The sequence below is a fragment of the Streptomyces sp. NPDC007084 genome (assembly GCF_040703595.1).
In the GTDB taxonomy this organism is placed as follows: Bacteria; Actinomycetota; Actinomycetes; order Streptomycetales; family Streptomycetaceae; genus Streptomyces.
Window position 1 is genome coordinate 1 of record NZ_JBEYFY010000085.1, and the last position, 22656, is coordinate 22656.

Here is a 22656-nt window from a genome sequence, read left to right on the forward strand (position 1 = left end):
GGTCACCGCGCAGCCCGGCGCCCTCGGCCAGCGCCGCGCCGGCCGCCGCGGCGACGGCGGTGAGCAGGACCGTGCCGGGCACCACCAGCGGCAGCGCGCCCAGCGCGAACAGGGCCCCGGCCAGCGCGATCACACATCCGGCGCCCAGGAGCACACCGGACAGGCCGGGCGTGTGGCCGCCGGAGTGACCCGCCCGCAGCGTGACGCCGGCCAGAGCGGCGAAGCCGAACGCGCCGAGTCCGGCCACCAGCACACTGGTCCGGTCGACGCCCATCCGGGCGGCCGTCGCGCAGGCGACGGCCAGCACCACGGCCACCGCCGCGGCCACGGCCGACGTACGGGGACCGGTGCCCGCGCCGAGCAGCGCGGCGGCGAGCCCGGCCAGGGCGAGACAGGCCAGGCCGGCGGCGAGACCCCGGGTGAGTCCGGGCCGCCATCTGCCGGGGCCGTCGCCGACGGTGTGCGCGACCCCGTCCGCGATGTCGTCGAAGTGCAGCGCGGGCAACGGCGCGTCGGCCGGCCGCAGATGCAGGACGTCGCCCTGGCGCAGCCCGGCGCTCTCCGGGGTGGCCTCGGCGGCGAGCGGCTCCTCACCGAGCCGTTGCAGCACCCAGGGGGTGCCGTCGGCGGCGGACCCGGCGGGCATCTGCCGGAGCAGGACCGGCAGCAGCGCGGACACCGGGGTGGTGACCGGGACGGACAGATCGGCCCGGCCGTCCGGTGTCTCGACGGTGACGCGGCAGACCTCGGTGGCCCGTCCCGTCAGCGGTACGGCGGTGGTCATCATGCTCCTGTGGGGACGGGGGACGCCGACACCAGTCCGGTCTGGACCAGCTTGACGGTGCGGCGGGTGACGAGCTGGGCCCGCCCGGCCGGCAGCGTGCGGGGCTTGGCCTCGCCGATGAACTTGCCCTCCTCCTTCGGGTAGGAGAACAGCAGCGCCGGGTTGCCCAGCTCCCACATACGGCGGATCAGCGGGTCCATGACCGAGCGCATCGCGCCCGAGGTACTGCGGGCGACGACCAGGTGCAGCCCGATGTGGGCGCCCTGCGCGAGCAGCGGCACCAGCGGGGTCATCGGGGACACCGAGCCGGGCCCGCCGCCGAACAGGTCGTAGTCGTCGATGAGGACAAACAGCAGCGGACCGGTCCACCAGTCCCGCTTCTCCAGCTGCTCCGGCGTGACATCGGCGCCCGGCTGCCGCTTGCCCACGGACACGGCGGCGCTGTCGGCGAGCTTGCCGAGTCCGTCGTTGTCCACGACATAACCGACCCGGTACTCCTCCGGCACGTCCTTGAGGAGGCCGCGCCCCGGGTCGGCCAGCAGGATACGGGCCTCCTCCGGACGGTAGCGGGCGGTGATCGCGCGGATCGCGAGCCGCAGCGCGTTCGTCTTGCCGCTCTCGCCGTCCCCGTAGACGAGCAGATGCGGGGTGGCGCCGAAGTCGTGCCAGACCGGGGCGAGCCGCTGCTCGTCCCAGCCGAGGCAGAACCTCAGATCGCGGCTGTCGGCGGCCGCGGGCAGCCGGCGCGCGTCCAGGCTGGTCGGCAGCAGACGCACCCCGGGGGCGCTGCCGCCGGTCCAGAACGTGTCGATCTCGGCGACCGCGGACTTGGTGGCCGACGTCAGGTCGTCGGTCCGCGAGGAACTGTCGAGCCGGGGCAGCGCCGACAGGAAGTGGTGGCCCGACGCGGTCAGACCGCGACCCGGCTGGTGCGGCACACCCGCCGCCGCCCGGGAACCCACCTCGGACTCCATCGAGTCGCCGAGCCGCACTTCGAGCTTGGTGCCGAGCATGTCCCGCAGCCGGGGCCGCACTTCGGACCAGCGGACCGCCGAGACCACCACGTGCAGGCCGAACGACAGCCCGCGCGCGGCAAGTTCCATCACCCGCTGCTCCAGGTCCTCGTAGTCCTGCCGGAGCGTGGCCCACCCGTCGACCAGCAGGAAGACGTCACCGTACGGATCGTCGACCGCGCCCTCGGCCCGCAGCGCCCGGTACGCGGCCATCGACTCCAGACCCCGGGCGGCGAACAACTGCTCACGCCGCTCCAGGAGTTGCGCCAGCTCCTCCACGGTCCGCAGCACCCGGTCGCGCTCCAGGCGGGTCGCCACCGAACCGACGTGCGGCAGACCGGCGGTGGACACCAGACCGCCGCCGCCGAAGTCCAGGCAGTAGAACTGGACCTCGGCCGGCGTGTGGGTCAGCGCGAGCGACAGCATCAGGGTGCGCAGCAGCGTCGACTTGCCGGTCTGCGGCGCGCCCACCAGACCGAGATGCCCGTCGGCCCCGGACAGATCCGCCACCAGCAGCTCGCGGAGCTGCTCGAAGGGCCGGTCCACCAGACCCAGCGGCACCCGCAGCGCCCCCTGCGCCCGGGGGTCGGAGGCGCCCATGCCGCGCACCGGGTCGGGCACGATGCCGGGCAGCAGCTCGTCCAGCGCGGGCGACCGGGAAAGCGGGGACAGCCACACCTGCCGGGCGGGCGGCCCGTTGTCCTCCAGCCGCCCCACGAGCACGTCGAGAAGACTCTCGTCCGCGCTCTCCCCGCTCTCGGCCTGCTCCCCCTCGCCGCCCTGGTCGCGCAGCGCCTCCTCGGCGAGCGACACCAGCGCCGCCGCCTCCTCCTCGGCGCGGACCGAGGCCGGTTCGCCCCGCGCCTCCAGACCGAAGGCGGTCACATCGAGCACGGCCCCCTCGCGGCGGCCCGCCTCGTCCGGGTTCGGGGGCGCGGGAACCGGGCCGGACACATAAGCGGCCTTGAACCGGACGAGGTTGGTCGTGTCCACCTTCAGATAGCCGTTGCCGGGAGCCGACGGCAGCTCGTACGCGCTGGACGTGCCGATCACACTGCGCGACTCCATCGAGGAGAAGGTACGCAGCGCGAGCCGGTACGACAGATGCCCCTCGACGCGATGGATGCGCGACTCGTCCAGCCGCTGCGAGGCGAGCAGCAGATGCACGCCCAGACTGCGCCCGAGCCGGCCGATCGACACGAACAGCTCGATGAACTCCGGCTTGTTCGCGAGCAGTTCGGAGAACTCGTCCACGATGATCAGCAGCGAGGGCAGCGGGGCCAGCGTGCTCGCGCCCGCGCCGCGCGCCTTCTCGTACTCGTAGAGCGAGGCGAACCCGGCCTCCCGCAACAGCTCCTGACGGCGGATCATCTCGCCGTTGATGGAGTCCCGCATACGGTCCACGAGGTGCAGCTCGTCGGCCAGGTTGGTGATGACGGCCGAGGTGTGCGGCAGCCGGTCCATGTTCAGGAAGGTCGCGCCGCCCTTGAAGTCCACCAGGACCAGGTTCAGGATCTCCGAGGAGTGGGTGGCGGCCAGGCCCATCACCAGGGTACGCAGCAGTTCGCTCTTGCCGGAGCCGGTGGCGCCGATCAGCAGCCCGTGCGGGCCCATGCCGCCCTGCGCCGACTCCTTCAGGTCGAGTTCGACGATCTCGCCGTCCTCGGTGACACCGATCGGCACCTTGAGACGGGCGTCCTGGGCGAGCCGGGGACGCCACTTGGCGGGCACGTCGAAGCCGCGCACGTCACGGATGCCGAGCATGGCGGTCAGGTCGAAGTCGGACTCCAGCGGCCGGTCCACCAGGTCGACACCGCCGCCGGTGCGCATCGGGGCCAGCAGCCGGGCGAGGCTCTCCGCCTCCACCGGGCCGAGCCGGTCGGCCCGCCCCGAGACGGTCTCCGTGCCGTTCGGGAAGTCCACCCGGCCGTCGCGGACGGTGAGCCGCAGCACCTTGGGGCCACCCGGCACCGCACCGGTGAGGTCGAGGAGCACCACCCCGCGCACCCCCGCGCCGAGCAGCCGCGACGTCTCCGGGATCCGCACGCCCTGGGCGACGATCACCGTGAACGGCTCGGCCACGCTCGGCGCGGACGCCGGATCGTGGTCGGGCCGGTCGCGCAGTTCCGGGCCCAGCAGGTCCAGCAGGGCGTCGTGGTCACCGGCGGCGAGCCGGACCGGACCCGCGGCGTCCTCCTCGTGGGGATGCGCGTTGTGCGGCAGCCACTTGAGCCAGTCCCAGGCGCGCAGCGCCTCGTCGTCCCCGAGCACCGCGACCCGCAGCTCGTCGGGGGAGTGCAGGACCGTGAGCTGCCCGAGCATCGCCCGCGCCAAGGCCAGCGCGTCACCGGTCTCGCCGGTGAACTCCACACTGGTGAACCGGCGCAGGGACACCGGCACGGGCAGCAGCGGAACCGTCTGATGGGCCCGGGTGAACCGGCGCAGCGAGATCGCGCACAGCGGCTCCAGGTCCTCCACCGGCTTGGTCTGCGGCGGTAGGAACTCCAGCGCGGCCCGGCGGGTGCCGAGCCCGATGCGGACGCGCGCGAAGTCCTCGTGCCCTGGCCTGCGCTCCCACAAGCGGGGACCACGGGCCAGGGCCCACAGATCCCCGGAGTCCGGGTTGTCCCAGAGCAGTGCCGCCCGCTGCTGCTCGGCCGCCTGCCGGGCCTGCACCCGCTTCTGGCCGAGATAGCGCAGATAGTCACGCCGCTCGGCCCGCATCCGGCGGCGCCGCTCCGCGCCCGGGCGGCCGACCTGCGTCAGCGTCATGCTGACCATGGCGACGCCCATCATCCCGGTCATCATGTACATCGACGTGCCGCCGCTGCCGACCGAGAACATCAGCACCATGGCCCCGGCGCCCAGGCCCATCGGCAGGTACATCATCACCGAGCCGAAGTCCGCGGTGGCCGGCTCCCCGAGGACGGGGGGTTCGGCGAGTTCGACCTGCCCCTCGGGCATCGGGGGACCCTCGGCACGCGGCGAGCGCTTGGCGACCACGGTGCTCAACGTGCTCCTGCTTTCCTGCGGCTTTCCTGCTGCCAGTCTTCGTCCCGAGCGTAGGCAGGACGCCCCTCGGGGCCCGCCGCGCGGACCGATGTCTGTCCCGCCGGACAGCGAAGCGTGGCCGGACGGGCAAACCCGCCAAGTGCACGCCAAGTGAGTGCCAAGGCGCCGCCGCCACGATGACCGCGCGCCGCCGCCACGGCCGCCCGACACCGTGCCGGACCCGGACCCCACCAGGCCCGACGGTCCGAACCAGGAAGGACGTCAGTGACGTTGGGGATGATCTCGATCGCGGTCCTCGCCAGTGACCCCATCACCGGTGAGGGGGCCGCCTGGTCCCTGTGCAGATATCCGGGCCTGAAGGTGCTGCCCCAGGAGGAGCACCGGGACGCGGACGTCGTGCTGCTGCTCACGGCGGAGGTGACCGAGGAGACGATGGCCCTGATGGAGTCCGTCGCCGCCCGGGCCGCCAACCCCGCCATGGGCATGGTGCTGGTGACCGGCCGCATCGGCGAGGCCCAGCTCATGCGCGCCGTCCAGTTCGGCGTACGCGGTGTGATGTGGCGTCAGGACAGCACCTACGACCACGTGGTGGAGGGCGTACGGGCGGTCGCCGAGGGCGCGGCCCTGCTGCCGGCGCCGGTGCAGGGCCAGCTCATCGACCACATCAGGCGGGTGCAGCGCGATGTGCTCGGCCCGCTGGGGCTGACCACCTCCGGACTGGAGGCCCGCGAGGTCGACGTGCTCCGCCTGCTGGCCGACGGCCTCGACACCACCGAGGTGGCCCGCAAGCTCAACTACTCGGAGCGGACCATCAAGAACATCGTCAGCGTCATGATGAACCGGCTCGGCCTGCGCAACCGCACCCACGCGGTCGCCTTCGCACTGCGCTCGGGAACGCTGTAACCCACCCCGGTTCCGCAGGCGCCCGCACGGGCGCGGGGACGGGCGCCAGGGGCGGGGGCGGTCGCAGGGGAAGCATTTCCCGTCCGGCCGGGCAGAGTTCGCCGCCGTCGCGGTAGCGCCGTCCCCCGTGCTCCTAGGTTCGGGCATCGGGAGACCACCAGACGCGGAGGCGGCGGGCACACATGGAACACAGGACCGGACCGACGGAACCGACCGGCGAGGCGGGCGGGGACGCGGCTGTCTGGGAACAGCCGGTGCCCTGGCTGCGGGAGCCGGGTCCGGAGGGTGCGGGGCTGGAGGGTGCGGGTTCCGAGGGCTCGGGTTCGGGGGGTGCGGGTTCCGAGGGCTCGGCATCGGGGGGTGCGGGTACCGAGGGCTCGGGTTCGGCGGGTGCGGGCGGTGGCCCTCAGCCGGAGGGGGACGCGGAGACCGTCTCCGAGGCCTCGGCGGCGACGCCGGCCACGGACGGACCGGAGTCCGCCAACACCGCCGCGACGCCGGAGCCTGCCAACACGCCTGCCGGCGAGCCGGAGGTCGCGAACGCCGGCGCTGCTGGCGCTGCCGGCGCTGCTCGCACCGATTCTGCGAACGTCTCTCTCGGCGAGCCGGAGTCCGCGAACGCCCCGGCGCCCGAAGCCGGTTCGGATTCCGCGCACTCCACTGAGCCGGGGAGCCGACCGGAGCCCGCGGCGGAGCCTGAGTCGGCCTCCCTGCCGGAGCCGGAGCCGCAGCCCTCGCCGGCCCCGGAGACCTCTCCGGAAGCCGAGTCCGAGTCCGAGTCCGAGCCCGAGCCCGAGTCCGAGTCCGAGTCCGAGTCCGAGCCCGAGCCCGCCGCCGCGAGCAGCCCCGTGCCGACCCCCGCGCCCGCCCCCCGCTCCAACTCCGTGCCCGACCCGGCACCGGCCGCCGGCTCGGCTCCCCGCGCCGGTGAACCCGGCAGGATCTCCCGCCTGTTGGCGACCAGGACCACCCCTTTGGCCGCCACCTCGGCCTCCGCTCCCGGCGGGGCTGACGCGGACCCGGCCCAACCCGAGCGCAGCGCCCGCCTGATCGGCGCGGTCGCGGCCCTTTCCGTGCTCGCGGCGCTGGGGCTCGGCACCGTCGCGGTGATGGCCCTCCCCGGTGGCGACGACCCCGAGCCGAGTGCGGCACACGTCGAGGACGCCGCCGTTCCGACGGTCGGCACGGACGGCTCGGTACGGCCGCCCGGGTCCGCGTCTCCGTCCGCCTCCGCGCCAGGCCACCGTACGGGCGACAAACCCGGCAGGAAGCCGCACGTGGGAGAGGACGGCTCGGCCGAGGACGGGAGTTCGCCGGCGGGCGGCGAGGCACCGGACCCCGCGCACGCCCCCGCCGCCCACGACGGCAGGACGGTCGACGCCGCGTCCCCTCACAAGGCGGGCACCAAGCCGGCGAGCACGCACCAGGCGCAGTCCAAGCCACAGTCCAAGCCCCAGTCCAAACCGCAGTCGAAGCCGGCGGCCAACACCGGAGCCAAGCCGGCCGGCGACATGATCGTGGGCTACGCGTCCTCGCGGTGTGTGGGCGTCTTGGCGCACAAGGCCTCGGACGGCTCGCCGCTGACCTTGCAGGGCTGCGGCGGCGACGCCTGGCAGAAGTGGGTGTTCGCGTCCGACGGCAGCGTCCGTTCCATGGGGCTGTGCTTGGACATCGCCAACGCCTCCACCTCCAACGGCGCCGCGATCCAACTCGCGCGCTGCAACGGCGGCTGGGCCCAGAAGTTCAACCTCAACAGCTCCCACGACCTCGTCAACACGGCGATCGGGAAGTGCGTCGACGCCAAGAACTCGGGCACCGCCGCGGGCACCCGGCTGCAACTCTGGGAGTGCGGCGGCACGTCCAACCAGAAATGGCACCTGGGCTGAGCCGCCACGCCGCGAACTCCTCCGGGCTATCTGAGGCAGTGCCGACCCAGGTGCTCGTGATCCGGGCCGCCCGCATCGCCCGCCGCCGCTGGGGCGCCCTTACCGTCGGGGGCCTCCGGGGCACCTTGTCCCGCCAGGTCGTCCTGTTCCGCCAGGGCGGCACGTCGCCCCAGGGTGGCGCGTCCCTCCAGGGCGGCCCGGGCGGCGGCGGCCAGATGGGGGGAGCCCCAGCGCAGGGCGACCTCCTCGGCGCGCCGGAACTCCCGCTGCGCCGCGGACTCGTCGCCGAGCAACGCGTGTACCTCGCCCAGGGATTGGGCGAGGGGCCGGGTCACGAAGGAGATGCTGGCGGCGCCCGCGAGCTGGCCGCGGACCGGCAGCAGCAGCGGGATCAGCTCACGGGCGGCGCCGCGATCGAGCAACAGGCAGGCCAGTTCGGCACGGAAGGACAAGGCGACGCTGTAGAGGTGGTCGGGTACGGGAGCGGTGGGGGAGAGGGCGAGCGCGTGGGCCTCGTCCAGCCGGCCCTGCCGCGCGAGGACCACCCCGAGCGCGAGCCAGGTGACGGGAGCGGCGCGGTCCTGAACGGAGCGCAGCAACGGCTCGGCTTCCTCGGGCCGCCCCTGGCTGAGCCGCACGGTCGTCACCCCGAGGGCGTACACCAGGTCACCGTGAGCGGAACGGTTGGCGCGCAGCCGGTCCCGTACGTCGGCGTAGCCGGCCTCGGCGTCGGCGAAGCGGCCCTCGATGTGCGCCAGCATGGCCTGGGTCGACAGATTGACGACCTCCGCCTCGACCAGCCGGTGCCGCCTGGCCACGGCCCGGCCCTCGCGGGCGTGCCGGCGGACCCCCGCGACGTCGTTGAGGGCGCCCGCCGCCATGCCGCTGATGTGCTCGCGAACCCAGGTGTTGGCGGGCAGGTCGTGGGCGTAGCCGAGTACCCGCAGCTCGGAGGCGAGGAGCGCGCGGTGGTCGGGGGAGCCCTCCGGGGCGAGGGCGGACGCGGCGGTCAGCGCGCAGGAGATCAGCAGCGGGTCGCCGATCGCGCGGGCGACGGCCAGCCGATGCGCGGCCGCTCGCTCCCCGACCGGACAGGTCGCGGCGCGGTCCACTCCGTCCCCGCGGCCCCCGCCGGACCCGCTGGCCGCCCCGGGGTGCCTTCCACCTCGGCCGTACTCTCCGCCCTCGACGTCCTTTCCATCGCCGTCGTGACGCTGGTCGCCGTGCCGCTGGTCGCCGTGCCGCCGGTCGCCGTGACGCGGGTCGTCATGGCGCGGATCGTCATGGCGCGGATCGTCGTGACAGTGGTCGTCGTGACGCCGTTCGTACGGTCCCGGCTGCTCGTCGCTGTGACGCTGATCGTCCGGGCCGGTCGTCTCCTCGAGAGCCGTCCGTGCCGCGAGGGCGAGGACCACCGGATCGGCCGCGGCCCGGACCGCGAGCCGGTCGGCGAAGTGGTCGAGCGCGGCCGGGTCGACCAGCCCCCGCGGCCCGCTCAGGGCGAGACCGGGCCCGATCGACGCGCCGAGCGCCACCGACACCAGCGCGTCGTGGCCGACATCCGAGGCCGCCTCGATGGCCCGCTGCCGGGTGCTCCGCGCGGACACCACCGCTCCGGCGCGGATCTCGGCGCGCAGCAGCCGCCCGAGCAGCGCCACCAGCCGTGCCGCACGCGCGTCGCCGGTGATCTCGTCGTCGGCTGGGATCAGCGCGAACGACTCGATCGCCTGCTCCAGCAGCTCCGCGGCGGTGTCGTGGGCGTAGCGGCGCTCCGCGAGATCGGCCGCGCCGAGCGAGTACTCGACGGCCAGCGACGCCGTCTCCGCCGTCGCCGACCGGGCGAAATGGTGGGCCAGCGCGGCCAGATCGTCCGGACGGCGACGGCGTACGACGTCGGCGACCCGGGCGTGCAGACGCGCGCGGCGCACCCCGACCAGGTCGGTGTACACGGTGTCGCGGACCAGGGCGTGCGCGAACCGGACCAGGCCGGGCGCCGGTTCGGTCAGCAGCCCCGCGAGGACGCACTCCTCCAGGCTGTCGAACACCTCGTGCTCCGGCAGGCGTTGGGGATCGGCGGCCTCGATGAGCACGCTCACCTCGGACTCGCAGCCGACGACGGAGGCGAGCTGGAGGACGGCGAGCGCGCCCGGCAGAAGCTGCCGCAGCCGCCGGCGCAGCACATCGCGTACGCCCTGCGGCACCTCGGAGATCGCCACGAGGGCGCCTTCGCTGGCGAGCAGCCGGGCGCTCTCGCGGACGTAGAAGGGGTTGCCGCCGGTCCGCTCGGCGAGCGCGGTCACGGTGTCCGCGTCGACCGGGGTCCCGCACACCGCCCTGACCACGGTGTCCACGGCGTGCGGCGGCAGCCCGCCCAGCGCCAGCCGGTGCGGTGACCGGTGGGCGAGTTCGGCGAGGGTCTCGGCCAGCCGGTCGCCCGCTTCGGCCGGGCGGTACGCGGCGATCACCAGCACCGGCACGCCGGTCAGTTCGGCGGTCCGCTCCAGCAGGGCCAGCGTCTCGCCGTCCGCCCGGTGCAGGTCGTCGATGACCACGGCGAGCGGGGACTCGCCGGCGGCGGCGCGCAGCCACGCGCTGAACGCCCGGTGCATCCGGAACCGCCCGACCGCCCAGCCGTCGTCGAACCCCGAATCACCCAGCTCACCCTGCGCTGTCCGGCCGTTGACGTGCCGGCCCTGATCCGCGTGGCCGCCGTACTCCCCTTCGTGCAGCAGGGCGCCGAGCGAGTCCGGGTCCACCGGGGGTGTGCGCCGGGCGAGTTCGCCGAGCGCCTCGGTCCAGGCCCAGGCGGGCGGGGCGCCGTCGAACTCGGGGCAGCGCCCGACCACCACGGTCCAGTCGGCGGCCCGCAACCGCTGCTGGAACCGGCCGAGCAGTGCGGACTTGCCGCCTCCGGCCTCTCCGGTCACCAGGACGACACCGCCGTGCCGCCGGGCACCCCGGGCGGCCTCGTCCAGCGCCCGCAGCTCGCTGTCCCGTCCGACGAAGGGCTCGGGGGAGGCGAAGGGCGCGGCCGTCTCCGCGCCGGCCGGGACCGACGCCCCGCTCGGCTCGCGTACGGAAGCCGAAGCGGGAGTTGAGGTCGAGGTCGAAGCCGGTGCCGGTGCCGGTGCCGGTGCCGGTGTCAGAGTCTGAGGCGGCGCCTGGCCGGGCTCCCAAGGCAAACCCGCATGCGGATGCGCCCGCGTCTGTGGATGCGTCCGCGCATGCGGAAGGGGTTGCGGGTGCGCTGCGGGCCCATGGCTTCGCTGGAAGGGGACCGTGACGGGCAGGGTGCCGGCCGCCGTCCCCGCCGCCCCCGCCGCCCCCGCCGGCTCACCGGACAGCACGCCCGCCCCCTCAGACGTCACACCCGGCCGGGCAGACGGCACGCCCACCCGGGCGGACGGGCCGCCCAGCACCACCGCCTCGGACGACGACTCCACCAGCCCGGCGGACGGCGCCGGCGACCCGACAGGCCGGGACGACGACTCCGCCGGCACCGCGGACGGCGCGAGCGCCCCACCCTCCTGGGCCGACGGCCCGACCGACACCACCGACACCGCTGACGCCGCCGACACCGCGGAGACCGCCGACACCGCTGACAACGCCGCCTCGGCCGGCCGGGCGCCGGGTACGGCCGCACGCAGCACGTCCGTCCGCCCCGTCAGCATCGCGGTCTGCAACTCGGCCAGCGCCTCACCCGGGCCGAGCCCGAGTTCCTCGGCCAGCAGGGCGGTGGCCCGGCGCAGTTCGGCCAGCGCGTCGGCCCGGCGCCCGCTCGCCCACAGCGCGAGCGCGAGCAGCCGCCACCCCTCCTCGCGCAGCGGGTGCTCCCGTACGAGCGCCTCGGCCGAGGGCACGGCCTCGGTGGCCGCCCCGGACCTGAGCGTCGCCTCGACGGACAACTCCCTTGCCACGGTGTGCAGTTCGCCCAGCCTGGCGGCCTCGGCCGCCGCCCACTCCTCGTCGGCCCACTCCCCGTAGGCCGCCCCCCGCCACCAGCCGAGCGCCTCCTCCAGCAGCCGCCGCGCCTCCGCCGGGGCGAGCGTGCGCGCCCGCCGCACGGCCTGCTCGAACCGCCAGGCGTCGACCGCCTCCTGCGGGAGCCGCAGCGCGTATCCGGGAGGGGCGCTGACCAGGACGCCGGCCGGGGTCCGGGGTGCCCTGTCGGGTTCGAGGGCGCGCCGCAGGTTGGAAACGTAGGCGTGCAGGGAGGCCGCCGCCTTCTCCGGGGGACGGCCGCACCACAGGCGGTCGATGAGCCGGTCCACGGGTACGACCGTGCCGCGGTGCGCCATCAGGAGGGCGAGGACCGCGCGTTGCCGGGGGCTACCCAGGTGGACCGGTGTCCCGCCGATGTCGGCACCGAGCGGTCCCAGGACCTGAACACAGAGCATGACGCGCAAATCTACAGCGCTCTCGGCCGCCCGATTCAAGTGCGGCGCGCGGTGCCGCCGCACGTGTGCCGAGCCTCACGCGGGGGCGTGGGAGGGGCGAGCCGGACCGGTGCGCAGCGTGGCCGGCCGGACACGTGAACCCCCCTGCGAGCGACGGGCGTCGGGTGTCCGGAACGCGCCGGTTCTACTCGGCCGTCGAGCGGCCCAGGGTGTCCGCCACCGTCGTGCGGGCGAGCCGGGCGACGGTGCGCAGTTCGGCGACCGGGGTGCCCGCGCGGCTCATCAGGGCGATCCCCTGGTTGACGGCGACGACATAGGCGGCCAGCGAGTCGAGCACTTCCGGAGCGGCGGGCGCTCCCTCCAACGCCCCCCGGACGCGCCCGCGTTGGGCGGCAACCTTGGCCCGTACGTGCGCTCCGCTCTCCTCCTCCAGCACGGGTGTCTGCATGGCGGACTGGGCGATGAGGCAGCCGAGCGGGACCGCCGGGTCGGCGATCCGGGCCAGTGCGACGTCGAAGAACGCCTCCACCGCCCGCACCGGATCGCCCGCGTTCCCGGCGAGCGCCGACTCGTACGCGTCCGCGTAGGTCGCGGAGTAGCGGTCGAGGCACCGCCGGAACAGGGCGTCCTTGCCGCCGAAGGTGCCGTACAGCGAGCCGCGGCCCAGCCGGGTGGCGGCGCCGAGCGCGTCGAGCGAGGTGTCCGCGTAGCCGCGCTGCCAGAACACGCGCATCGCCTGTTCCAGGGCCTCGTCCACGTCGAACTGCTTCCGGCCTGCCACCGGGCGCCTCCAGGGTCGTGCGCTTCCATCATGTTGTACCGATCGGTCCAACATGGGTAGAGTAGCAAGCGGACCGCCGGTACGGACACCCGGAGGCCACCACGCCACACGGGCCCGAACCTCAGAGCCGACCGGCCCGCCGTCGACGCCAGGTGACCGCGCCGACGCCGGAACCCGTCATCCGAGCTGCCGAGGACATCGCCGTGACCACGCATCCGCTCAATTCCGCAGAGCCCGAGGGCACCCGCTCCGCCTCCGGCGCGCCGTACCTTCCGGACGGTTTCACCGACACGTTCACCAGCCGGTACGTCTCCGTGGGCGACGTGCGTCTGCACGCCGTCGTGGGCGGTGACGGACCCCCGCTGCTGCTCCTCGGCGGCTGGCCCCAGACCTGGTACGCCTGGCGGCTGCTGATGCCCGCCCTGGCGCGGGACTTCCAGGTCGTCGCCGCCGACTCGCGCGGGGTCGGCCTCTCCGACAAACCCCACGACGGCTACGACACGGGCACGCTCGCCGCCGACATGGCGGGCCTGATGGCCGCGCTGGGCCACGAACGGTTCGCGATGGTGGGCCACGACGTCGGCATGTGGACGGCCTACGCCCTCGCCGCGGACCACCCCGGCCGGCTGGAGCGCCTCGTCGTCGCCGAGGCCGCCGTGCCCGGACTGTCGCCCTCGCCCCCGCTCTTCGGCACGGACGAGACCAACGCCCGGCTGTGGCACTTCGCCTTCAACCGCCTCCCCGGTCTCAACGAGGAACTCGTCCGGGGCCGTGAACACATCTACTACGGCGCTCAGTTCGCCGCCAAGGCGGTCAGGAAACTCCCCGACGAGGTGGTGCGGTACTACATCGACGTGCTCGCCTCCGACCCCGCCGCGCTGCGGGCCAGCTTCGCGTTCTACCGCGCCCTCGACACCACCATCGCGCAGAACGAGCGGCGCGCGAAGAGCCGGCTCGGCCTGCCCGTCCTGGCGGTCGGCGGCGCGGGGAACCTGGGCGGCGCGGTCGCCGACACCATGGAACGCGCCGCCGACCACGTGGAACGCCTGATCGTCCCCGACTGCGGCCACTTCCCGGCGGAGGAGGCCCCCGAGGAGACGCTGGCGGCGCTCACGGAGTTCCTCGCGCCGTACAAGGACCGCCGTACGGGTTCCTAGGCCGTACAAGGACCGCCGTACGGGTTCCTAGAACGGGCAACGCCCGGCACCCCGGAGCCCGCGCCACCCGCCCACGCCGGACGGCTCGGTTCGACTCGGACTCGACTCCACCTGGTTCGGATCGGTTCGACTCGGCTGGGCTCGGCTGGGCTGGGCTCGGCTTCCTAGAGCTGGTCCGCGAAGACGGAGGCGAGTTCGCGCCACGCGGCCAGGGGCAGCCCGGAGCGCCCCCCGCTCGCCGTCAGCACCTGGAAGGCGACGTGGTCGGCCCCGGCGTCGAAGTACTCCCCGGCGCGGGCCCGCACCCGGTCCGCGTCGCCCAGCGCGAACAGGGCGTCGAGGAGCCGTGCGCTGCCGCCGTCCGCGAAGTCGTCCTCCGTGAAGCCGAGACGCAGCAAGTTGTTGGTGTAGTTCGGCAGTTGGAAGTACTGCTCCAGCATGCCCCGCGCGGTGGCACGGGCCCGGTCCAGGTCGGGGTCGAGCACGACGGACAGCTCGGGCGCGAGCAGCGCGTCCGGGCCGAGCGCCTCGCGTGCCTCCGCCGTGTGCTCGGCGGTGACGAGATAGGGGTGGGCGCCCAGCGACCGGTCGGCCGCGAGCCGCAGCATCTTGGGGCCGAGCGCGGCGAGAATCCGCTGCGCGCCGCCCACGGGCGGCACGGCCCGGTCGAGGGCGTCGAGATACTCCACCATCGCGCTGTACGGCTTCGCGTACTGCGGCGCCAGCTTGTCGTGGCTGACGCCCAGCCCGAGGACGAGACGCCCCCGCGCGCTCTCCCCGGCCCCCGCGATCCGGGCCGCCACCTCCCCGGCACCGTGCTCCCAGATGCTCAGGATGCCGGTGGCCACGGTGACCGCGCGGGTGGCGGCGACCAGGGCCACGGCGTCGTCGGGCGAGGGGCTGCCTCCCATCCAGAGCGTGCCGTACCCCAGTTCCTCCAGCTCGACGGCGGCCTCGGCGATCGCCGCCTTGCCCGCGTCGTCCACCCGCGACGCGTGCAGAGCGCCGCTCCAGATGCCGATCCGTCCGAATGTCTCGCGTGCCACGGAAGTCATGCCGTGATCAACTGCGGCCCCGGGGCGGTTGTTCCCACCCGGGCGAGGACGCGCGGGATCGGACGAGAGCGTGCGCCCCGGAGCGGGTGAGGGCGCGTCGGGCCGGAGGGGAGCGCCGGGCCGGGTGGGGACGGGCGCGCCAAGTCGCGACGGCCCGGCGATCAGATCCATGGCCGTAACAGGTGCCGCTTTCCCCGTGCCGGGGCTTCGAAGAAGATCACTCGATGGTGAATAAGGGCTGCCAGAGGGCGTTTTGGTGGCCAGACTCGACGTGTGTTCCGCACACGCGGCGACACACGGCCACGCGACATGGCGACATCACGACATCACGACATGGCGACACGGACGCACACGTGCACGCGCCGCTCTCCACGCCTCATCTCCGCCCACCTCCCCGCTTCTCACTAGTCCTCTCCGCCCCTTCCGCCCCTCTCCGCTTCTCACCACTCCTGTCCGCGCCGACCGGCCGGGCCGGGGCGGGCCTCGTCACCCAGGGAGACATGCTGTGACAGACCAAGACGGGCGCAGGACCGGCCTGACCGAGGACACGGTGGCCCTGGTGGCCGGCCTCGCCGATCTGACGTTCAGCGGACTGAGCAGGGCGATGGGCGGCGTCGGCGGCCTGCTGCGCCGCGCCGACCTCGGCGATCTCTTGGCGGACGGCACGGAGGAGACCCGCGCCCGGGGCCGCCTGCTCCTCGACCGGCACACGGTCACTCCGCCCGCGCATCTGGAGGTCCTCGCCCGCGTCGTCGCCGCCCGCACCCCGGCGGGAGGAGCCGGTGAGTGAACGCGAGGACCACGCCTTACTGAGGAAACGCGTCGACCAGGTCCTCGACGCGTGCGTCACCGCCGAAGCGGAGGCACTGGCCGACATCGATGCCTCGCTGCTGCCGGTCGCGGAGCAGCTGCACGCGATGACCCGGCACGGCAAACGGCTCCGGGCGGCCTTCTGCTACTGGGGCTGGCGCGGCACCGGCCAGCCCGACAGCGAGGCCCTGGTCCGCGCCGCCGGAGCGATCGAGCTGGTCCACGCCGCCGCCGTCGTACACGACGACCTGATCGACCACAGCCGCACCCGGCACGGCGGCCCCACCGCGCACATCGCCCTCCGCGCCGCCCTCACCGACCACGCCGGTCACGCGCGGCCCAAGGCCGGCGGGCGGGCCCTGGCCATGCTGGTGGGCGATCTGCTGATGTCGATGGCCGGACAGCTGTTCACCGGCTCCGGTCTGCCCGGCGCCTACCTGAACAGGGCCCGCCCGCTGTGGGCGGTGCTGGCCCGTGAACTGGTCGCCGGCGAGTGCCTGGAGGTCCTGCGCACCGGCGCCGAGCCGGACCCGGACGCCTCGGTGAAGGTGATCCGGTACAAGACCGCCAAGTACACCGTCGAACACCCCCTGCGGATCGGCGGCCTCCTCGCCGGCGCCCCGCCCCGGCTGCTGCGGGCGTACGGCGAGTACGGCGTGCCGCTGGGCGAGGCGTTCCAGCTCCGCGACGACCTGATGGGCCTGTTCGGCGACCCCGCGCGCACCGGCAAGGACCCGGCTGACGACCTGGCGGGCAACCGGCCCACCGCGCTCATGGCACACGCGCTCACCTCCGCCACCCCGGCGGAACGCGGCGAACTGCGCCGCCTGCTCGGCCGCTCGGACCTCGGCGAGCGCCAGGTGGAGCGCGTCCGGGAGATCGCCCGCCGCACCGGCGCCGTCGCCCGCGTCGAGGACATGATCACCGCCCGGCTGCGGGCGGCGCACGACGCCCTGGCCGACGCCGATCTGACCCCCGAGGCCCGCCGCGCCCTGGCGGACCTGGCCACCGTCTCCGTCACCCGCACGCACTGACCGCCACCCCACCGGAGGAGCACCATGACCTACACCCAGGCGTCCATGGACGCCCTGCGCACCGAGGGTGACGAACTCGCCGACGCGACGGTGGCGACGCTGTTCGAGCGCGGCGAGATCGGCACCTTCAACACGCTCATGCGCTACGTCTCCACCGTCGGACAGGAACTCCCCGAAGGGCTGCCCGATGTCGCCCGGGACTACCTGAACGCCACCGGCAGGCCCCCGTCCTGGGTGGACTGGGGCGAGATGGAGAAGGCGCGGCTGTTCTTCATCGACAACAACGTGCACATCTCCACCGCGCTGTCGTTCGCCTCGATGCCCGCCTGCTACGTGCTGCCCCACGTGGCCAGGCTGCTGTCGTCCACCCACTCGCTGAAGTACCCCTCCAAGCGCATGGCCGAGACGGGCCAGTTCACCGTCTACCTCATGCAGCCCGGCGCGTTCGAGGCCGGCAGCCGCTTCATCCCCGCGGTCCAGAAGGTACGCCTGCTGCACGCCTCCATCCGGCACCACCTCAAGCGGGAGGACCGCTGGGACACCGCCGCCCTGGGCACGCCGATCTGCCAGGAGGACATGATCGGCGGGCAGATGATGTTCTCCATCCAGGTCCTCGACGCCCTGCACCGCCTCGGCATCCACATGAGCGAGGAAGGCGCCGAGGCCTACTACTACGCCTGGCGGGTCGTCGGCGCCCTTCTCGGCATCGACCAGGACCACGTGCCCAAGAACCTGGGGGAGGCCCGCGTCTTCTCCGACCTGTACATGACCCGCCACATGGGCCCGTCCGAGGAGGGCGCCCAGCTCACCCGCCAGCTCATCGAGCTGTACGAGGAGGTCGTGCCCGGCACCCTCTTGGACCCGGTCGTCTCCGCCCTGATCCGCTATCTGATCGGCGACACCTGCGCCGACTGGCTGCGCGTCCCCCGTACCCCCTGGGACACCGCGGTCAAGGCCGCTCCCGCGCTGCTCGGGCTGCTGGAAACCATCGAGGACCGCTCACCCCTGGCCGGCTGGGCCCTGGACCGCCTCGGCCACCTGACCAGCGTCTTCGAGCTGTCCTCCCTCACCCGGGGCCGCGTCATGCACTACGCCATCCCCGAGCAGCTCAAGAGCGACTTCGGGGTGAGCGCCACCGTCCCCGCCAAGAGCCGCTGGACCCCGCCGCCCGCCACTGTCACCGAGTAGCGGGCACTCCGGGGGCGCCGGACCCGCCCTCCTCGGTCGTCTCCACGGTGGGCACCTCCCGGTTCGCCGCCCCTGCCGACCCGACTGCCCCGGCGGCCGTCTCGGCTGCCCCGGCCGCCCCGCGCCCGCCCCGCGTCAGCCCCGCCTGGAGCCGGAGGCCCGTCAGGGTCAGCTCCAGCGCGGAGCGGAACTGGTCGGCGTCGTCGTGGCCGTCGAACTCGTCGGCGATCCCCTGGACGAACGGGAACTCCCCGGGATCGAGCTCCCGCCACGCCTTGGCGTAACGGCCCAGGTACTCGTCGCGGTTCACGGCGCCGTCCAGGATCTCCTGGGGCGGCTCCTGGCCCATGTCGACGGCGGAGCCCACGACGACGCCCACGATCGCGGACACGGCGTGGAACCGCTGGCGCACATCGAGATCCATGCGGAGCGTCTGCTGGCCGAGCCGCTCGAACAGGCGCAGCGAGTTGCTCTGCACGTCGGTGTTCCGCATGAAGTAGGCGCCCAGCCAGGGCCGGTCCACGATCGCGTCGAACAGGGTGAGCGCCATCGCGCGCAGATCGTCGATCGGGTCGTCGCTGCCCGGAAGCTTCTCGATGTCCGCGAGCACCGTGCCCATCACATGGTCGGTGGCCCGGTCGAGCAGCTCGTCCTTGCTCGCGACATACCAGTAGATGCTGGCGACGCCGCCGCCGAGGCGCTGGGCGAGCGCCCGGAAGGTCAGCGCCGACGCGCCGGCCTCGTCGAGCAGGGCCACCGCCTCGGTCAGTACGGACTCCATCGAGTGCGAAGCCCGTCGACGGCCCTCGCTCGTGCGGCTCTGCAGGCGTGCCATGGCTTCCTTCCCTCGCGTCTTGCATCAGATCGAACGTTGTTCTATCGTAGCGCATCGTACGGCGTTCGATAGCCGAACGTCGTTCGATCGGAAGGACTGTCATGACTACCTCCACGCCCAAAGCACCACCCCGTACCTACTCATCCCTGCGCGCGGCGTGGATTCCCCTGGCAGCCCTCTGCCTGGCCTTCTTCGTCGAGATGGTCGACAACACCCTGCTGTCGATCGCGCTGCCCACCATCGGCCGCGACCTCGGCAGCGGCACGACCGCGCTCCAGTGGGTCACCGGCGCCTACTCGCTGACCTTCGGCGGCCTGCTGCTCACCGCCGGGTCGATCGCCGACCGCTTCGGCCGCCGCCGCGTGCTCCTGATCGGACTCGCCGTGTTCGGCTCGCTGAGCCTGTGCGTCGTCTTCGTCACCACGACAGGCCAGCTCATCACCCTGCGGGCCGCCCTCGGCATCGCCGCCGCGGCGATGGCCCCGATCACGAACTCCCTGGTCTTCCGGCTCTTCGACGACAAGGCGCTGCGGATGCGCGCCATGACCGTGATGATCGTCGTCGGCATGTCCGGCTTCGTCCTCGGCCCGCTGCTCGGCGGCACCGCGCTGGCCCACGTCCGCTGGGAGTGGCTGCTCGTCGTCAACGCCCCGATCGCGGTGCTCGCCTGCGTCGGCGTCCGCCTCGGCGTCCCCGCCGACCACTCGGAGGACCTGACCAAGGACGCGCTCGACGTGCCGGGCGCCGCCCTGAGCGTCACCGCCATCGGCCTCGCCTGCTACTCGCTGACCAGCGGTGTCGAGCACGGCTGGCTCTCCGTGATCACCCTCGCCTCGATCGCGGGCGCCGTCCTGGCGGCCCTGGCGTTCGTCCTGCACGAGCGGCGCAGCGCGGCCCCCATGCTGGACCTGCACCTCTTCTCCAACGGCACCGTCCGCGGCGCCGCCATCGCGCAGATCGGCACGTCCATCGCGATGGCCAGCGTGATGTTCGGCCTGATCCTGCACTTCCAGTACGCCTACGGCTGGAGCCCGGTGCGGGCCGGCCTCGCCAACCTGCCGATGATCGTGACGATGCTCTTCGCGACCCCGCTGACCGAGTGGCTCGGGCGCCGGTTCGGCCACCGCATAGCCTGCCTGGTCGGAGCGGCCTGCCTGGCCGGGGCGCTGGCGGGCATGGCCTGGGCGGTCGACCACGGCTACGCCGCCATCGCCGTCTGCATGGTGATCATGACCGTGGGCCTGCGCACGGTGATGACGATCTGCGCGGTCGCTCTCGTGGACGCCATGCCGAGCAACCGCACCTCCATCGGCGCGGCCCTCAACGACACGGCCCAGGAGGTCGGCTCCAGCGTCGGCACCGCCGTGGTCGGCACCCTGATCGCCGCCCTGGTCACCACCCAGCTCCCCGCCGGCACCTGGAGCAGCGACCTCGTCGCGTCCTTCTTCCACGGCGAACGGGTCACCTACGCCCTGCTCGCCGGCGTCGTCGGACTCATCGCGGCCGGCGGCGCGCTGAGCCTCACCAACTCCCGCAGCGTCGAGGAGCACGCCGACGAGGAGGCCGCCGTCGAGGAGACCGTCTGACGAGACCCGCCCCGGTGCCACGACAAGGCCCGGGGCCGGTCCGCCGGGCTACGAGATCCGCTGCGGGGAGCGCAGCACGAGCAGCGTGATCTCGCTGGGGGCGAAGACCCGGAACGGCGGCCCCCAGAACCCGGTGCCGCGGCTGGTGTAGAGCAGGGTGCGGTCGCCGTGCCGGCTGAGTCCCGCGACGGCCGGCTGGTCGGTACGGACCAGGTAGTGGAAGGGCCAGATCTGGCCGCCGTGGGTGTGACCGGAGAGCTGGAGGTCCACACCGCCGGCGGCCGCCCGGTCGACGAACTTGGGCTGGTGCGCCAGGAGCAGGACGGGCAGATCGGGGTCGGCGCCGTTCAGGGCCCCGGCGAGGTGCGCGCGGTGCCCGGCGAGGCCCGAGGACTCGGCGGTGACGTCGTCCACGCCGGCGACGACGAGGGTGTCACCGCCGCGTTCGAGCAGCAGATGCTGGTTGCGCAGCGGCTCCCAGCCCAACTCGTCCATCAGGTCGACCCAGCCCTGCGCCTCGCTGTAGTACTCGTGGTTGCCGGTGACGTACACCCGGGCCCGGGTGGCCCGCACGGTCCCGAGCGGGGCGGCCTGGGCGCGGCGGCGCTCGGCGGTGCCGTCCGCGATGTCACCGGTGTGGCAGACCAGGTCGGCGTCGAGGGTGTTCACCGTCTCGCACACCCGTGCCGACCAGCGGGCCCGGTCGAGCGGGCCGTAGTGGGTGTCGGTGATGAGCGCGACACGGGTCCCGTCCAACCCCGCTCCCAGGCGCGGGAGTTGGACGTCGAGCCGGCGCACCCGGGGTACGCGGCGGGCCTCGGCGTATCCCCAGCCGAGCAGGACGGCGGTCACACCGAGGACGGCCCAGGTGACGACGCGTGCCCGGTCCTGGCTGTCGCCGACGCCGGCCAGGGTCAGGGCGAGCCGCAGCAGGACGCCGAGCAGCACGGACCAGGTGAACAGGACCCAGCTCGCGCCCAGCAGCGTGTCCCCGACGATCGCCGCCGCGTCCTGCTGCCGCCGGCCGTGCCCGCGCGCCATCGCGAGCGGCATGACGACCAGGCCGAGGACGAACAGGGCGGTGCCGGCGAGCGTGACGGGCAGCGACCAGTGCTGGCCGGCGTACAGGAGCACCCAGCAGGGCACGGCCCACAGCAGGACGGGGGCGATCAGGGGGATGTAGCGCATCAGGCGGTGCAGCAGGCTCCGCCGCGGCGCTCCCGCCTCACTCTCGTCACTGTCGGCGGATCGGGTGTTGCTGGTGTCGGTCACGCTTCCCCTCCTCAACCAGGCGGCCGTCTTCGCACTGTATCCGGTCGCCCTCCACCCGCCCTGACGCGGCGTTCCCCCGGCCGGCGCTCACCACGCCCGTATCCTCCGTAGCACTGTCGGCGGCCGGGAGGGGTCACGCGCGTGTCCGAGCACCTGATAGAGGACCTGGTGGCGGACTCGGTCCGCGTGCTGGACCGCCACACAGAAGCGGGCGATCCCCGGGTACGGGACTGGTGTGCCGTCCTCTACGGCTTCCAGGACGCGCACGACTGCTCGTTCACCCGCTTCCGGGTGATGGACGTGCTGCTGCGCCGCGGGTACACCTACCGCTGCCCCGTCGAGCGGCACCCCGACTACGCCACCAGGTCGGCCTACTTCGACGCGCTGACGGAGTTCACCGGCCTGCGCGCCTTCGACGAGGAAGCCCCGGGCTTCGAGGGGTACGGGTCCTGGCTCGAAGACGGCTATGTGGAGCCGCCGTTCCTCTACTACGACGCCGGCAGCGCGCTGTGGCGGCGCATGGCCGGGACCGGCGCCCTGCGCGGCGCCGACGCCGTCCCGCCCCGGCGGACACCGCTGATCGACGTGGTCCGCGAGATCGCGGTCGCGGCCGAGCGGGCGGGGGACCGCGAACTCGTCGGCGAGTGGTACGCGTTCGGCTGCGCCACGCTGCTCGGCGGACCGGCCGGGTGCCCCTTCGATGTGGCGGAACTGTCCGCCATGAGCGCGGTACGGGACCTGCGGGCGGTCGTCCGCCGCACCGGCGCCCTGCCGATCGCGAGGCGCTCGCCCTACGCCTGCCCGGTCGAGTTCTCCGAGGCCGAGGAACTCGAATCCTGGTGGTGGCGGCTCTAGGGCGTGTCGTTTGGATCAGGTGGCGCCGGAGTGCGGCGCCTTGTCGGCTGGGCCGAGCGGGGCAGGGTGCGTGCAGCTGCAAGGCGGA

At 73.7% G+C, this 22656-nt stretch carries 14 protein-coding genes and 1 pseudogene; 8 read left to right on the forward strand and 7 right to left on the reverse strand.

The genetic code is table 11. From position 1 onward, the window contains the following. On the reverse strand, window positions 1-784 hold a 784-nt coding region (locus tag AB0912_RS34025), incomplete at its 3' end, for an EsaB/YukD family protein (protein ID WP_366706839.1). Continuing rightward, entirely contained in the window at window positions 784-4809 is a 4026-nt protein-coding gene (gene eccCa, locus AB0912_RS34030) for a type VII secretion protein EccCa (RefSeq protein ID WP_366706841.1), read from the reverse strand. The genes AB0912_RS34025 and eccCa, both read right to left, overlap by 1 nt. Window positions 4810-5073: 264 nt before the next feature. Between eccCa and AB0912_RS34035 the strand changes: the two genes are divergently transcribed. After that, on the forward strand, window positions 5074-5712 hold the full coding sequence (locus AB0912_RS34035; protein WP_366706843.1) for a response regulator transcription factor: 639 nt from the start codon (window positions 5074-5076) through the stop codon (window positions 5710-5712). A 182-nt stretch (window positions 5713-5894) separates the two neighbouring features. Beyond that, the gene (locus AB0912_RS34040) at window positions 5895-7598 is read left to right on the forward strand and encodes a ricin-type beta-trefoil lectin domain protein (protein WP_366706845.1); all 1704 of its coding nucleotides are present in this window, start codon (window positions 5895-5897) and stop codon (window positions 7596-7598) included. A gap of 26 nt (window positions 7599-7624) precedes the next feature. Here the strand turns inward: AB0912_RS34040 and AB0912_RS34045 are convergent, their stop codons facing one another. Next, window positions 7625-11995 (reverse strand): BTAD domain-containing putative transcriptional regulator, encoded by a 4371-nt coding sequence (locus AB0912_RS34045; RefSeq protein WP_366706847.1) that lies wholly within the window; start codon window positions 11993-11995, stop codon window positions 7625-7627. Between the two features lie 184 nt (window positions 11996-12179). Next, the gene (locus tag AB0912_RS34050; protein WP_366706849.1) at window positions 12180-12776 is read right to left on the reverse strand and encodes a TetR/AcrR family transcriptional regulator; all 597 of its coding nucleotides are present in this window, start codon (window positions 12774-12776) and stop codon (window positions 12180-12182) included. Between the two features lie 203 nt (window positions 12777-12979). Between AB0912_RS34050 and AB0912_RS34055 the strand changes: the two genes are divergently transcribed. Next, window positions 12980-13933, forward strand: a complete 954-nt coding sequence (locus AB0912_RS34055; RefSeq protein WP_366706851.1) for an alpha/beta hydrolase — start codon at window positions 12980-12982, stop codon at window positions 13931-13933. Between the two features lie 164 nt (window positions 13934-14097). Here the strand turns inward: AB0912_RS34055 and AB0912_RS34060 are convergent, their stop codons facing one another. Next, window positions 14098-14988 (reverse strand): TIGR03620 family F420-dependent LLM class oxidoreductase, encoded by an 891-nt coding sequence (locus AB0912_RS34060; protein WP_366706853.1) that lies wholly within the window; start codon window positions 14986-14988, stop codon window positions 14098-14100. 505 nt (window positions 14989-15493) lie between these two features. Between AB0912_RS34060 and AB0912_RS34065 the strand changes: the two genes are divergently transcribed. The 3 genes from AB0912_RS34065 to AB0912_RS34075 are packed head-to-tail and all read left to right on the forward strand — an operon-like array spanning window position 15494 to window position 18020. Next, the gene (locus AB0912_RS34065; RefSeq protein ID WP_366706855.1) at window positions 15494-15778 is read left to right on the forward strand and encodes a polyprenyl synthetase; all 285 of its coding nucleotides are present in this window, start codon (window positions 15494-15496) and stop codon (window positions 15776-15778) included. Continuing rightward, the gene (locus tag AB0912_RS34070) at window positions 15771-16832 is read left to right on the forward strand and encodes a polyprenyl synthetase family protein (RefSeq protein WP_366706857.1); all 1062 of its coding nucleotides are present in this window, start codon (window positions 15771-15773) and stop codon (window positions 16830-16832) included. The genes AB0912_RS34065 and AB0912_RS34070 overlap by 8 nt, the downstream gene beginning before the upstream one ends. Before the next feature lie 24 nt (window positions 16833-16856). Then, window positions 16857-18020, forward strand: a complete 1164-nt coding sequence (locus tag AB0912_RS34075) for an oxygenase MpaB family protein (RefSeq protein ID WP_366706859.1) — start codon at window positions 16857-16859, stop codon at window positions 18018-18020. 139 nt (window positions 18021-18159) lie between these two features. Here the strand turns inward: AB0912_RS34075 and AB0912_RS34080 are convergent. Next, window positions 18160-18801: pseudogene (locus AB0912_RS34080) on the reverse strand (TetR/AcrR family transcriptional regulator); the annotation flags it as partial. 155 nt (window positions 18802-18956) lie between these two features. Here AB0912_RS34080 and AB0912_RS34085 point away from each other — a divergent pair. Next, window positions 18957-20441, forward strand: coding sequence for an MFS transporter (locus AB0912_RS34085; protein WP_366706861.1), 1485 nt, complete (start codon window positions 18957-18959; stop codon window positions 20439-20441). Between the two features lie 48 nt (window positions 20442-20489). Here AB0912_RS34085 and AB0912_RS34090 read toward each other — a convergent pair whose 3' ends face one another. After that, complete coding sequence (locus tag AB0912_RS34090) at window positions 20490-21713, reverse strand: metallophosphoesterase (RefSeq protein ID WP_366706863.1); 1224 nt, start codon at window positions 21711-21713, stop codon at window positions 20490-20492. A gap of 141 nt (window positions 21714-21854) precedes the next feature. On the opposite strand from AB0912_RS34090, the gene AB0912_RS34095 reads away from it, so the two are divergent. After that, window positions 21855-22568 (forward strand): hypothetical protein, encoded by a 714-nt coding sequence (locus AB0912_RS34095; protein ID WP_366706865.1) that lies wholly within the window; start codon window positions 21855-21857, stop codon window positions 22566-22568. Window positions 22569-22656: the final 88 nt, after the last annotated feature.